We start from the raw sequence: 14239 nt of genomic DNA on the forward strand, positions 1-14239 counted from the left end.
ATATGTATGTTATTTATAGCGCGGTGTCGCAAATCCGCGGATATTGCCATGTCCGATACGGTATACATTGCGTTTGACAGTTCCAACGGCACCGGAATTTCCTTCGATTGTATGAATCAGTCCATTTTCGACGCGTTCCACAATTCCAATATGATCCGCAAATCCATCATTTTGCTGATAGTCTTGGTCCCAGTTAAAGGTAATGATATCCCCTGACTTCGGTGTAGAGGCTCCATCTTCATTCCAAATACCGAGACGTTTAAAAATTTGGATATGGCGCTCTACGCCACACTCCCGACCAATCAAATGACTAAGACCTTCGCGTTGGAAAACTGTTGTTACAAACACATCGCACCAATCATCTGTATTCTTGACTGCATAACCGACTGGCAATGGATTAACGCTATTGTAATCCTTGACCAATTGATGATGGGCTGCACTTCCGCTACGAACACCGACAAGACTTGCTGCAGCTCGTAAAACACGATCTCGTTGACCATTAGAAACATGAGGATTGTATGCTGCTTGATCAACTATCTCACGAGGTGAAAGAGCTGTTTGCCCCAGGTTAAAGCCTTCAACGCCACCGTCCACATAGTCCACATAGACGTGCGTTGTATAGTTCCCTTTCTGGTACTGGTGATTTGCTGCAGAGACTTGCACTTCTGTATGCGTACCAGAAGGTGCTGTAGAATACCAGTAGAGGTTTTCTTGATGAGCTTGAGACCAGGCAGCAACACGGATATTCTTGATCTGACGTCCCTGAGGTGCTTGGTCCACTGTTACCGTATAGGTTCCCGCACCAGAATTAACATTCTTGATCCCTGTTTGGGTCCTGGTCGTCAGATTTCTAAATTCCACTTCTGTGGTTGTTGTTCCAGCCCCTACACGCGAACCATCATTTTGGATGTAATAAAGATGAACATGGTATTTGCCAGTAGAGTTCTTGTGATCGCTAGCCTTGACAGAAACCTTGTAGTCTCCGTTCGCTTGACGAGTCGCTTCATACCAACGGATATCATCTTGACCATCCTTATCAGACCAAGTTGGAACTTGAACAGTCCGTACGCCTTTAGGGCTGTAGACATCCTTAATGATGACGTCAAAAGTTCCCGTATCCTTGTTATTGTTTTGGATTACAATCGTACCAGAACGACGGGCTTGACGTACTTCTGCTGTAGTTTCTGTAATATAGTTTCGTTGGTTGTCATTGTCCACATAGTAGACATGGACATTGTATTTGCCGTCCTCATTTTTATGATCTGAGGCTTTGATGGTAGCTCGGTAACTGCCGTCACTTTGACGAATCGCTTTGTGCCAAACAAGATCATCTTGCCAGTTCTTATCTGACCAGGTCGGAATCAAAACTTCTTTCAGTCCATTTGGTGCAACAACATTACGAATTACTGCATCAAAGGTGCCTGTCTCAGAATTATTGTTCTCTATCGTTACAGTTCCATTTGGTTTTACGTGACGCACTTCTGTAGTGGTTTCTGTGATATAGCTTCGTTGGTTATTTTGATCTACATAGTAGACATGAACATTGTATTTGCCATCATCATTTTTATGATCTGAAGCTTTGATGGTAGCTCGGTAACTGCCGTCACTTTGACGAATCGCTTTGTGCCAAACAAGATCATCTTGCCAGTTCTTATCTGACCAGGTCGGAATCAAAACTTCTTTCAGTCCATTTGGTGCAACAACATTACGAATTACTGCATTAAAGGTGCCTGTCTCAGAATTATTGTTCTCTATCGTTACAGTTCCACTTGGTTTTACATGACGCACTTCTGTAGTAGTTTCTGTGATATAGCTCCGTTGGTTATTTTGATCTACATAGTAGACATGAACATTGTATTTGCCATCATCATTTTTATGATCTGAAGCTTTGATGGTAGCACGGTAGCTGCCGTCACTTTGACGAATCGCTTTGTGCCAAACAAGATCATCTTGCCAGTTCTTATCTGACCAGGTCGGAATCAAGACTTCCTTCAAGCTATTTGGCGCAAAAACATTTCGCACTACTGCATCAAATGTACCAGTCGAAACATTATTATTTTCAATCGTTACCGTACCACTTGGATAGGATTGACGCACTTCCGTCGTGGTTTCTGTGATATAGTTTCGTTGGTTGTCATTGTCCACATAGTAGACATGGACATTATACTTACCGGTGTCATTCTTATGTTCAGATGCCTTAATGGTTGCACGATAGCTGCCGTCAGCTTGCTTAGTTGCCTTATGCCAAATAAGGTCATCTTGCCAGTTCTTATCTGACCAGGTCGGAATCAAGACTTCCTTTAAGCCACTTGGGGACACTACATTGCGAACAACTGCATCAAAGGTTCCTGTGACTTCGTTGTTATTTTCTATACTTAAATCCCCTTGAGGACGACTTAGAGTACTAACTGTACGGCCAGACGGAGCCTTGGAACTAGCGCTATAGAAAGTAGTGGTCCCCGTTACAGGTTTCGCAATTGACTCAGAAGATGGGACAGATTGCCCCGCTGAAATAGACTTAGTTTCTACCTTTGGCTCGTCTGCCTTCGTAACATCTGAGCTAGTGACTGGAAGCTCTGTTACTGGAGCTGGCGCCACATATTGATGAGTCCCTACTTCTTGCTTTTCCTCGACAACTGGTACTGAGCTAGCTTGTGTCGTTACTGCTTCACTTTCAGTGACTGCCGATTCTTTCACTCCCACTTCATCGGCATGAGCAACTTGAACTGAGGCAGCTAGCAATACAGCTGCACTGGCAAAATAAATGAAATCCTTTTTTCTCATTTCTATTCCCTTAATCATGTTTTATACTGTTCCTATTTTAGCATACCGAGAGGGATTCGAAAAGGTTTCTAGGCGTTTTTTCTACGGAATATAAAAAGGAAGCCTTTCTAGGCTTCTATTTTACAATTTTATTCAAGGCGTTTGCTAAATAACTTCCATTACGAATCTTTTGGCCGATCCTTTTTGCATTGACAAGCAAATCTTGGTAGTCCTCGTCGTCTAACTGTCCAATCGTTTGAGAGAGATCATGCAACGATTCCACTGCAATCCCACAACCATTCTCTAAGACAAAATGCGAGAGAGCAGATTGTTTCCAAACCACAAGCGGAAAACCTGATGCCAAGTATAGTGAAGCCTTGTGAGAGTTGTTATAGCGAAGGTATTCACCAAAGACGCCACTGCAGGTCTCTGCGCTATCCCCATCCCAGACAAGACCAAAGCCACCTTCAAGTGCTGCAGGAAGCTCATCAGGTAGGAAGGACCCAAAGTAAGTCTCGTTGGTAAGTGCCCTGCTCTCATCAAAGCCAACACCATACAGGTTATAAGCAGGTTCTTCAGGAAGAGAGTAAAGGTAACCGGCTTTTTCCTGAGCCAAATTTCCAGCCACAATAATTGGCTGATTCTTAGTAAGGCCCGTCTTCTCTTGGAAATTTGGAATCAAATAGTCGAAAATACCAAGGCTAACAATCTTATCTGCCTCAACGCCTTTATCCACTAAAACAGATTTCATGATTGGATTGTGGGCGATGATCCCATCAGCTGCGCCAAGAAGACCTGATTCTTGAATTTGAATGCGAATCTTATGCTTCAAAGGGAAATTCTCAACATTAACATAACGAAGAGCTTCTAAATCATGGATAATAAAATGAACTTTTACACCCTTTTTCTGCACTTTCTTTACATGATGCGTTGTAAAAAAGCTATGGTGAAGCATGGGAAACTGGATCAATAACTCATCACCTTGCTTTAGTTGATCCAAAGCCTGACCAAAAGCCTTAGATTTGTGAAGCTGTGCCTTAAGTGTACTCATCTCATACCAATTATCAACCGAAAGAACCAATGCCTGATATCCCTCTTTATTTGCAATTGCTTCAACATCATTACGTGCCTTATTACCGGCATTTTTAACATTATTATCGTGTAAAAATTCTTCTTTTAAATAGTATTTCATCTCTTATTTCTCATTTTTCAAAAGCTGATTTTTCAGGATAGCGTTCTTTCAAGATTTCCTTAAAACGAATGATATTCTCCTCTTCAAAGTCAACATCGTCATTTACACAAAGTAGTTTTTTATGTTTATCTTTAAAGATACTCTCTAATCGATCTGCTTGATTTAAATCTATCGACTCTCCAAAATTCTTTGACATAGGATAAAACTGATTACTTTCAATTTGCCAATGCTGACAGATGTATTGATTAACATCCACCCCATAGTCTCTCAATTGATTCCGTGACGTTTTATCTAATGTTTCTCTTTCAACTTCCCATAAATGTGCCAAGGTACTCTTTTTCATTGGAACAGGTAAATGCTGATTCACATAGCCTGTTGGTCCCCATGGCAAGAGTAGCAAGTTTTTCAAAACCAAAGACCCATAACGGTAATTAAAGAATTTCCAAGGTGAAGATTTTAAGGCTTTTTTATTAGGAAAATGACGATAGATTAATGCAACATTATTGTGATAAGTATTCGTAAATGGTGACCAAGGAACCAAAGCATCATAAACCGCTAAAAGCTTAGGTTGCCCATTCTTATAAAAATCTGAAGGTTGACTATCTCTGATTAAGTACATATCATCATTGAAATAGAGATAGTTTTCTGACAAGCCTTCAATCCGATGGAGGTTAAGCTCAATAGCCGCTGAATTATAAGTAGGTAGATACTCTTTAGGGATAAATTCCTTATGAGTGACCAACTTCAGTTGTGGATGCTCCAAGTTCAACCATTCCGGTTTTTGCCCATTTGTGACTAAATAAATATGATTTACCCAAGGAGCATGCTTTTCAATCATTCGAAACCAATAATTAAAGATGCCGTAATCACGATAGCGTTGCTCACCATCGATTTCCTGGTCTATTTCTGCTATTTGACCTGTCACGGCTTGTTTCTCGCGGATAAACTCCGGGTCACTTCCGTCAACCCAAAGAACCACGATATCAATTTTTTCTTGTGTCATTTAGTAAATTCTTTCTCAACGACTTCCAAAGCACGCTCAATCACCACGTGCATGTCGTAGTATTTATAGTCTGCTAGGCGTCCACAGAAGATAACCTTGTCATTTTTAGCTGCTTCTTCTTGGTACTTGGCAAACATAGCGTTGTTCTTTTCATCATTGATTGGGTAGTAGGGCTCATCTCCACGTTTCCAGTCAGCTGGATATTCACGGGTGATGACTGTCTTCGGTTGGGTTCCATACTCGAAATGCTTGTGCTCGATAATCCGAGTATAAGGAATCTCACGCTCGGTATAGTTGACCACGGCATTGCCTTGATAGTTTTCCTCATCCAAGATTTCATGTTCAAATCGCAGGCTGCGGTATTCCAACTCCCCATGTTTGTAGTCAAAGTACTGGTCAATCATTCCTGTAAAGACTACTTTTTCAGCTGACGCTTCCAGTTCTTCACGATTGGCAAAGAAATCAACACCAAGTTCTACTTCCACATCTTCAAGCATATTTTCAATGATGACATTGTAGCCACCAATTGGAATCCCTTGATAACGGTCATTAAAGTAATTATTATCGAAGGTCAAGCGAACTGGGAGGCGCTTGATGATAAAGGGTGGAAGGTCTGTGGCAGACCGGCCCCATTGTTTTTCTGTATAGCCCTTGATCAACTTTTCATAGATATCTGGACCAATCAACTTGATGGCTTGTTCTTCCAGGTTCTTGGGCTCAATATCCTTCATGTCAGACGTTTGCTGGGCAATCTTGTCCTTGACTTCTTGAGGAGTCTTGGTTCCCCACATAGCATAGAAGGTATTCATGTTGAAGGGAAGATTGTAGAGGCTCCCCTTGTAGTTAGCCACCGGTGAGTTGATATAGTTATTGAATTCAGCAAATTGATTGACATAATCCCAGACTTTTTTATTTGAAGTATGGAAAATGTGGGCACCGTACTTGTGAACATTGATTCCTTCAACATTTTCACAGTAAATATTTCCGCCAATGTGATTACGCTTGTCAATCACTTTTACTTTTTTGCCACGCTTGGTTGCCTCATGAGCAAAAATTGCCCCCGATAAACCAGCACCAACGATCAGATAGTCGTACATAGTTGTCTCCTATTAATAATTTATAATTTAACGATTCGATTGAAATAAGGGATTTTCATTAATATTCCAACCACAATAAAACTTACACTCAATGTGAAGATGAGAAAAAGCAAATGTGCTCCTGCAAAACTAAATCCAACTGATTTCTCCCACACTTTCATAACATATGTATGTATAATGAAAACACCCATAGTTTGATTAGAAAGATAGATTATCCATCTGTTTTTATCTGTATTTAAATCAAACGTCAGCACCGTCAAAAAAGTCCCTAAACTTATAACTTTCACAAAAATACTATCATAAAAATATTCAGCAAAAAGATTATGGTGAATATACTTCGCTAGCATAAATAAGATTAATGGTGAAGCAAATAGTAAAACTACGGTTATTTCTTTCATCCAACTCCTAAAACATTTTTTAAGAGTATCCAAGCTAAATTGTGCTAGAAATCCACCTAAAATATAATAGAAAAACCAGGTCCATAATCTAAATGTCTGTATAACATAAACTTGAACTGGCATTTGAAGTAAAATATTTGTCAGCTCAACTACCAAACCGATAATTACCAGTACAGAAAGAATCAACAAATACCGTTTTTTTGATTTTAGAAATTTTTTCAAAATTGGTAGACACAAGTAAATAAGAATTAAAGCACCAAAAAACCAAAACTGGAAAAAATAACCTCTTTGTAACAAAGAACCCAAAACTTTTTTTATTGGGTTTTCTGAAAAATCCCTCTTATAAATCCAAATGATTAAAGTCCATATCGATACGGTTACAAGAATCCATTTTATTTTTTGCAGGATGTATGAATAGCTTATTCCATTTTTTCCCAATAACAAATAGCCATTTACCATAAAAAATAGCGGAATTGAATAGGTACCTAAGTAATATAAGTATGTTAAGTAATTCCAAGATCCAGTTTCTTTAAATCCTGGCATTGTGGTATGGAGTAGAACAACTCCTATACAAGCCATAATTTTAAGCAAATCTAGGTTTGTATTCCGTATTTTCTTCATTTCGATTGTTTTCCTATTATTTGTTTTAACTCTTTCACATCTACCACTTTCAGAACTAGAATAACAAGCAGGTAAATGAGGCCACCAAGCACTGCATACACAAGAACATTTAAAGTAGGTGAAAAATGCAAGAATGGTTTTGCACTTAGCAACAAGCCATACATTATAGCAGAAGCGAGAATAATTTTTGCCATAGCCCCAAGAATCGGTACTTCCTTGAGGTAATGACGGGTATAGTACAATTGAATTCCCCAGACCAAGGATTCTGTTAAAACCGAAACAATGGCTGCACCGATAAAACCAAAGTGAGGCAAGAAGAGCAAATTCAACCCGACACTGACAATGGCAGGAACAGTGGTCGAAATCATAAATTCTTTGTTTTTATCATGCGGGATGAGGATTTGAATCCCCATGATATTGGTCCAGCCGATAAAGAACATTCTAAAAATCATGATGGCTATGGCATAACGCGCATCCTGGAAATCCTTTCCTAGGAAGAACTGAACAAAGTCATCATTGACAATCAGCATGCCGGCAATGATCGGGAAAATGACCAAATTATAAATCAAAAAGGACATTTGGTGCATCTTGTTGACAGCCTTGTGGTCCCCTGAGGATAAGAGGCTCGATACCCGAGGCAACATGACACTTCCCAGTGAGGTCACTAGGGTCAGCAAAATATTGACCAATTTCAAGGCCTGATCATAGATCCCCACATCCTTTGTAGAGGCGAGAGCCCCCAGCATGGTCCGGTCAAGGGTGACATAGAGGGAAATAGCAATCTGCGGTAAAAAAAGCAAAATGACCGGTTTTAAATGCACCCGTGCATAAGCCATATCAAAATGGGCTTTCCCAATAAATTCACGGGCGGGCAACCACATACTGAGCTGACCTAATAATTCAAAGATCGTTAGTAAGAATACATAGAGATAAAGATCATTAGCAGACTTAACAAACAAGAAGATGGAGATGACTCCAACCAGTTTGACCGTGATGTTCCGAATCGTAATCTTGCGAAAGTCCTCTAAGCCCTGAAAGAGCCAGGAAATATCGAGCCCTTTTGATACTAAGCTAAGGCCCAAGATATAGGCAACAGGATTTTGCATGGAAGGAAGCACCAAGCAAAGCAAGAGATAGAGTAAAATGGAGACAAAGGTCGCGCCTAACTGGAGAGTATAAATCCCCCAGAAATTCTTTTGGATGTCCTTGCGGTGTCCTGAGATCTCCTTGGTTCCATAATTGGCTACTCCTAGGGTCGCTAAAAGGATAAAGTAGGTGACAATGGAGTTGAAATAGCCGTAAGTCCCTAAGTCATCTGAACTAAAAACCCGTGTCACATAAGGTGTGGTGATAATCGGTAGAATAATCACTAGCAACTGGTAGGAGAGATTATAGGCGTAATTTTTAAGAACTTTCATAAGGATGTAACTCGTCTTAATCTTTCTTTTTAACTGGACTAACTCTTTTTATTCAATTTTATTATCTGGATTCATAATAAACAATCGACTGATGAACAAAATTAACGGAGAGTAGCGAAGAACCAACATCTGAGGATCGAACATTCCATGGATAATCATAATTCCTAGGCAAGCCAGTACGATATCTTTTTGAATGGATATGAAATATTTCATAACTTTAGTAAGAGCAAACAACATGAAGGCACTGACAATCAAGCCATCAATAACCAATAATTGAACAAAAGAGCTATCAATATAATTGTAATTACTAGTGAAATTTCCAAACATATCAAGAGTTGTAAAGGAAATTGGTTGCCCTAACCAAGATACACCAAAATTTCGGAAACCATCCACACTGAGACGCAAACGATTATGCGTAAATTGATCGACTAAGTGAAATAAATTGCCAGATGAATAAAAACAAAAATACAAGATAACCGCTAAAGCTACAATAAAACCGTACTGCGCAAGTGCCTTTGACAAGAAATTTCCAATGATAAACTCTTTTTTAAAGATTTTAATACTCAACAAGGCATAGGTTAGTATCAAAATACTTAAGTAAAATGGACTAGATGTCGAAGTTTGTTGGTACATATAAATCGTAGCCAAGAGTAAGGCCAACAATTCAAGATACGAAATTCTTTTACCCCGAAACATCAGATAAGTACACAAGGCAAAGAACAGTCTCTGTGATGCAAATGATACATAGTTAAATCCTAGACTAAAACGGTAGCCACCATCTGCATTCATAAACATATTGGTAATCATACCTTTTTGACTGGCATAAATTGTCAAACAAAGCACCAGGAATGTCGCCACAGAAAAAGTTCCTAATAATTTCCTAAAATCAATATCTCTAGCGGAAAAAACAAGAAGCAACACATTTATATCTAACAATCCATCGCGATTTTTTGCAACTATAAACATTGCAATAAAAAATGCCGTTACTATTAATAATTGTTGCCAATGAAATCTAAAGTAATATAGCGTTTTCGGAAAGTTCATCAACTCCTTTATCAACAGCATAATAATTGTAAAGTAAAGGAGTAAACGATAAAGCGATAGAAAACCATCTAATCGAACAAAATAAGTGGTTGTGACTAACGAAGCGACAACAACCCATATAAACAAGGTAAATAAATAAATTTTTTCTGAGATAAAACGATTGTTCATCACAACAGTCATCCAAACCTTTCAATCATGATCATATAGTCTTATTACCGGTATCTATAAAAACCTCTCACAACTAAATAGCGAATTCCCCTATTTTATCAAGGTTTGCAGTTTTTTTAAAAAAATTACTGTCAGATACATTCTGAAATGTAATAACCGTCTAACTAGAGGGTGAAGCGGAGAAGTAGATTTTTTTATCAATGAAAACATCTCTTGATTTCTACACAAGACCTCAACATAGTGTCGTTTTTTAGAAAGAGACATCTTTTGCTTTGATATGTTCTGAATATTACTCATCAGGATGCGCGCCTTTATTTGATCTATAAATTGATCATCTTGGATATTCCAACTTGTCATCAACTGATCAACTTTTCCTAGTTCTTCCAATTGATAGTTCATCCTATTAGGATGATACTGTCCCATCGCAGAATCTATTCTTCCTGAAATATAGACATAATAACAAGATTTCACCAAGAGAACTGAATTGACATGTTGATAAACATTCAAATTGAAACGAACATCTTCTCCCAATTCATAGGATTCAAAAACAATTTGATGTTCCTCCAGAAATTCTCTACGGTAAATTTTATTCCAAACAGTATACATCATGTCTGTTAACCATAATTCTTGAAAAAGCGCAATAAAATCACTCTTGTCTTTTTTTCCTTCAGCAGGAAGTATTTTTGCCGATCGATCTATTTCTGATAAATTCTTTTCAATCGAATTATAGTAACTAAACACCAATAAGTCTAATTGTGAATCTAATTGACTTTCCACATCTGAAAATAGATTTCCCACAAGATAGTCATCCGCATCCACAAAACAAATAAACTCGCCTTTCGCTTTGGATAAGCCAAAATTACGTGCCGGACCAACACCATGGTTTTCAATATGATAGACAGAGATATTTGCGTACTCATTAGCATAAATATCGCAAATACTACCACTACGATCTGTAGAACCATTATCTACCACTATAATCTCCAAGTCATCATAATTCTGAGAAATAACACTTTTTAAACAACGCTCAATGTATTTCTCAACGTTATAGACTGGAATAATAACAGAGTATTTCAAATTAAACTCCTAAATCATATCAGAAAATGTTTTGTATACTGAAGGCTAGTTTTAATACTTTAAGTCTAAACAGTATATATTTTAACTTATTTGGTTGGTCTTTCATTTGAGAAAGAGAAACATTATTCTTAAGTAATTCTTGTTTCACTTCATTAGTAATGTCTATATATTTTTTATCTAATTTAGATTTATATAAACTTGCCAAGATATGAGTCAAGCCATTCACATAATATAGCTGTGAAATTTGTAATTCTTCTTGATTCAACTGTGAACGAACAAAAGTAGAATAAAAAACTTCTTTGTAGAACCCAAACATATCTCTAAACTTCTTCTCATTCCAAGACTGTGTAATGGAATCCGGGTTATCGATTAAGTAGTGATAGTACTTCTGATTTGTCGCATAAACCCTCTTTGCTGAAAGAAAAAGCTTGTAATTAGTACCAAGATCCTCATAGTATTTACCAATTGGAAACTGAATGTTATGATCAGTGAATAAGGATTTCCGATAGACTTTGTCGTTAGCAAAACCAGTAATATAACTATGCTTCAGCATTTGCACAAAAGCATCCTTCCCGTCAAAGACTTGAGTCTCTACTGAATCCGAAACTATAACATCTTCTTCACCTTTGACAAACTCACGATTAAAAGAAATAATATCAAATTTTTGAGATTCAAGCGCTTCTGCCAAGGCTATAAAGGTATCTGGCTCAAGCCAATCATCTGAATCAGGAAAATAAACATATTCTCCCTTAGCCTGAGAAAGACCCGTATTTCGAGCTTCAGAAAGTCCACCATTCTCTTTATGAATGACTGAAATAAAGTCATACGCTTTAACATAGTCATCACAAATTTGAGGAGAACGATCAGTACTTCCATCATCAACAAGTATGATGTCATAGTTTATCCATTCTTGAACAAGAATACTCTTAAGACAACGGTTTAAATACTTTTCGACATTATAAACTGGAATAACGACAGTTAAAAGTGGTTTCATATATTTTTCACCTGAACTTTTATTTTAGTCTGTATTTTCATAATCTGTTTTACTGACTTTACAACATTTAATAATAATGGTAATTCTTTAAAGCAGACAGGAAATAGTTCTATTTTTCAACCAATTTTATTTTTTAGTATTTCCTATACAACTCCGAAAAATTCCGAATATAACTTTGTAAGGAGAAGAGTTCTTTTTGACGTTTGACTGATGCCTTGCCAAATTGCTCTCTCTTCTCAGTGTTCTCGGCTAAATCTTGAATAGCCTTAGATAATTCTGCAGGCTGATTTGGTGTGGCGAGAAGACCATTTTCCCCTTCCTTGACCATTTCACAGACACCGCCATGACGGTAACCTACTATAGGTTTGCCACAAGCCATGGCTTCTAGGACGACTGTTGGTAATGGATCTGGATTGGTACTTGGCAAGACAAAGATATCAAACATATTATAGAGTTCTGTCGTCTTGCTATAATAGTCAATTCGCTTGATTTGTCCAGCTACTGGTGAGTCTGAAATAGCTTTTTCCAGCTCATCCACGCGCCACTCTTCTCCCTCAAATGCACTACCTGCTAAAAAAGCTACTGCTTTTGGATTGGTCTGTAAGATTGGAGTAACAGCTTCTAGGAAGTCCCCTTGCCCTTTCCAGGCATTCACTCGACCAACCATACCGATAACCAAAGCATCCTGTGCGATCCCAAATTGATCACGGACAGTGCTAGCATCGATTTCATGATAGACGGCATTGTCGACCCCATTATAAATAACTTGAACTTGGTCATCCTTGACATAGCGAGACTGTTTGACATGATTAGCAACGGCATTTGAAACTGTCACAATCGTATCCGCATAGCGCCCCATCAAAAAGTTGATGAAGTCAGAAATCGCTTTTGGTTTGACGATAATCTCGTGCACATGCCAAATCAAAGGAAGTTTTAACTTCCGTTTGAGATAAATTCCCTCCAGCACCGCAGTCGTATTATTGTGAATGAGGGTTATACCATTCTCCTTAGCATACTTTGCAATTTGTTTAGAGTAACTGTTATAGGAGCCAAAGTACTCAAGAATGCCTTTTGGATTAAAATATTTCCGGCGCAAGATTGGATAATCAATAACTTTAACCTTTGCACCGACCTTTTCCAATGCACTCACTAAGACACCATCGTTGGGCAAGATGACATGGGCCTCAAAGGCATTTTTATCCAACCCCTTAATAAGTTCCAACAAAACCTTGTCAGCACCATACATTTCGGCACCAGCGTGAAGATATAAAATTTTCTGCATTTCTATCCTTTAAATACTTTCTCGTAGTCAGTGACAATCTTTTCCCAAGTAAAGGCTTCAGCAATCCGTTGACTTGATTTTTGATTGAGATCTTCGATTGCTTGAGCATCCATTTGTTCAGCCTGATCAATGACATGTGCCAATTGATCTTTCTTCCAATAAAGTGCTCCATCTTCACCGACTTCACGGTTAAAGCCAACATCTAACAAGAGGTTGAGTTTAGTAGACTCGAGCGCTTCTAGAAGTGACGGATTGGTTCCACCCACCTCATGACCATGGAAGTAAGCGAAGGCATTCTCACGAATGTATTTGAGCAATTCTTGATCGTAGACTGTCCCGACAAACTTCACTCGAGGATCTTGATCAAATCCTGTATCCTTACGCAACTGTTCATAGAACTTGTTTTGTTCCACATTGGTAATGAGAACAAAGTCCTTGTCAGAGTTTGATGCCATAAAGCCACGAATCATGGCCTCATAGTTGTTCTCGGGGACAAAGCGACCTACGACAAGATAGTAATTCCCTTCGGAGACTTGCTTATCCGCAAACCAAGTCCGTACTTTCTCGTCTTCTTTACTCAGGAGCGACTTGTTTGTATCGGTTCCATAGGCGATATAGGTGGTCTTAGGTTGATATTTTGCGTAATCCTTCTGGATATAGGCTTCGATATTCTTGCTATCACAGATCAAAAGGTCAGCGTGTTTGACCATGAGTTGCTCAGAAAACTTCCAATACTTGCGGACTGGAAGACTCCACTTCGCACGAAGCCACTCATGACCATCTGGATTGACCATAAGAGTCCCACCGATAGCCTTGATTTTCTTTTTAATCCTAGAAATAAAGGGACCAATCCGGCAAGCCAAGACATAGAAGATTGGTGCCTGGTCCTTGTTTTCCTTTGCGATCTCAATCGCCTTGTTAAGTGCCGCAATATCGTAAGCAATAGCACGCGCAGGACCGATATTAGGGACGTCAATGTTATAACAGATTGCGCCATTATGCTCGAAAGTATCTGCAGTAATCCCAGATTTTACAGAATTCTCCCGCATACAAGCCACATAGTACTGAATTTCACGGTCTTGTTGGCACTCTGTCAGCTTTTCGACAAAGGTTTCAAAACCACCATATTTCGCTGGAATTCCTTTAGAACCAACGATATAAACTGACTGTTTCATTTTTCTC

The 14239-nt window shown here is 38.6% G+C and carries 11 protein-coding genes; all 11 read right to left on the minus strand.

Annotated elements, in window-relative coordinates; genetic code table 11:
* Positions 1-9 precede the first annotated feature (9 nt).
* The gene (locus tag I2C87_RS06120; protein WP_195324232.1) at positions 10-2784 is read right to left on the minus strand and encodes a GBS Bsp-like repeat-containing protein; all 2775 of its coding nucleotides are present in this window, start codon (positions 2782-2784) and stop codon (positions 10-12) included.
* Between the two features lie 115 nt (positions 2785-2899).
* Positions 2900-3955, minus strand: coding sequence for a galactofuranosyltransferase (locus I2C87_RS06125; RefSeq protein WP_195324233.1), 1056 nt, complete (start codon positions 3953-3955; stop codon positions 2900-2902).
* Between the two features lie 10 nt (positions 3956-3965).
* Positions 3966-4958: a stealth family protein gene (locus I2C87_RS06130; protein WP_195324234.1), complete on the minus strand. Its 993-nt coding sequence runs from the start codon at positions 4956-4958 to the stop codon at positions 3966-3968.
* On the minus strand, positions 4955-6055 hold the full coding sequence (glf, locus tag I2C87_RS06135) for a UDP-galactopyranose mutase (protein ID WP_195324235.1): 1101 nt from the start codon (positions 6053-6055) through the stop codon (positions 4955-4957). The genes I2C87_RS06130 and glf overlap by 4 nt, the downstream gene beginning before the upstream one ends.
* Before the next feature lie 20 nt (positions 6056-6075).
* Complete coding sequence (locus tag I2C87_RS06140; RefSeq protein ID WP_048715601.1) at positions 6076-7074, minus strand: acyltransferase; 999 nt, start codon at positions 7072-7074, stop codon at positions 6076-6078.
* A complete protein-coding gene (locus I2C87_RS06145; protein ID WP_195324236.1) occupies positions 7071-8492 on the minus strand; it encodes a flippase in 1422 nt (473 codons plus the stop codon). Before I2C87_RS06145 ends, I2C87_RS06140 begins: the two co-directional genes overlap by 4 nt.
* A 48-nt stretch (positions 8493-8540) precedes the next feature.
* Positions 8541-9716, minus strand: a complete 1176-nt coding sequence (locus tag I2C87_RS06150) for a polymerase (protein ID WP_193389715.1) — start codon at positions 9714-9716, stop codon at positions 8541-8543.
* A gap of 78 nt (positions 9717-9794) precedes the next feature.
* On the minus strand, positions 9795-10781 hold the full coding sequence (locus I2C87_RS06155) for a glycosyltransferase family 2 protein (protein WP_195324237.1): 987 nt from the start codon (positions 10779-10781) through the stop codon (positions 9795-9797).
* 19 nt (positions 10782-10800) lie between these two features.
* Entirely contained in the window at positions 10801-11775 is a 975-nt protein-coding gene (locus I2C87_RS06160) for a glycosyltransferase (protein WP_195324238.1), read from the minus strand.
* Between the two features lie 133 nt (positions 11776-11908).
* The gene (locus I2C87_RS06165; RefSeq protein ID WP_048715609.1) at positions 11909-13057 is read right to left on the minus strand and encodes a glycosyltransferase family 4 protein; all 1149 of its coding nucleotides are present in this window, start codon (positions 13055-13057) and stop codon (positions 11909-11911) included.
* A 2-nt stretch (positions 13058-13059) separates the two neighbouring features.
* A complete protein-coding gene (gene cps2T / locus I2C87_RS06170) occupies positions 13060-14232 on the minus strand; it encodes a beta 1-4 rhamnosyltransferase Cps2T (protein WP_195324239.1) in 1173 nt (390 codons plus the stop codon).
* Positions 14233-14239 lie beyond the last annotated feature (7 nt).

This window comes from Streptococcus sp. 1001283B150225_161107_H12 (assembly GCF_015552665.1).
Lineage (GTDB): Bacteria > Bacillota > Bacilli > Lactobacillales > Streptococcaceae > Streptococcus.

Excerpts from the sequence above, each read along its gene's own strand:
- I2C87_RS06120 (WP_195324232.1), bottom strand. The coding sequence starts at position 2,784 with ATGAGAAAAAAGGATTTCATTTATTTTGCCAGTGCAGCTGTATTGCTA.
- I2C87_RS06125 (WP_195324233.1), bottom strand. The coding sequence starts at position 3,955 with ATGAAATACTATTTAAAAGAAGAATTTTTACACGATAATAATGTTAAA.
- I2C87_RS06130 (WP_195324234.1), bottom strand. The coding sequence starts at position 4,958 with ATGACACAAGAAAAAATTGATATCGTGGTTCTTTGGGTTGACGGAAGT.
- glf (WP_195324235.1), bottom strand. The coding sequence starts at position 6,055 with ATGTACGACTATCTGATCGTTGGTGCTGGTTTATCGGGGGCAATTTTT.
- I2C87_RS06140 (WP_048715601.1), bottom strand. The coding sequence starts at position 7,074 with ATGAAGAAAATACGGAATACAAACCTAGATTTGCTTAAAATTATGGCT.
- I2C87_RS06145 (WP_195324236.1), bottom strand. The coding sequence starts at position 8,492 with ATGAAAGTTCTTAAAAATTACGCCTATAATCTCTCCTACCAGTTGCTA.
- I2C87_RS06150 (WP_193389715.1), bottom strand. The coding sequence starts at position 9,716 with ATGACTGTTGTGATGAACAATCGTTTTATCTCAGAAAAAATTTATTTA.
- I2C87_RS06160 (WP_195324238.1), bottom strand. The coding sequence starts at position 11,775 with ATGAAACCACTTTTAACTGTCGTTATTCCAGTTTATAATGTCGAAAAG.
- I2C87_RS06165 (WP_048715609.1), bottom strand. The coding sequence starts at position 13,057 with ATGCAGAAAATTTTATATCTTCACGCTGGTGCCGAAATGTATGGTGCT.
- cps2T (WP_195324239.1), bottom strand. The coding sequence starts at position 14,232 with ATGAAACAGTCAGTTTATATCGTTGGTTCTAAAGGAATTCCAGCGAAA.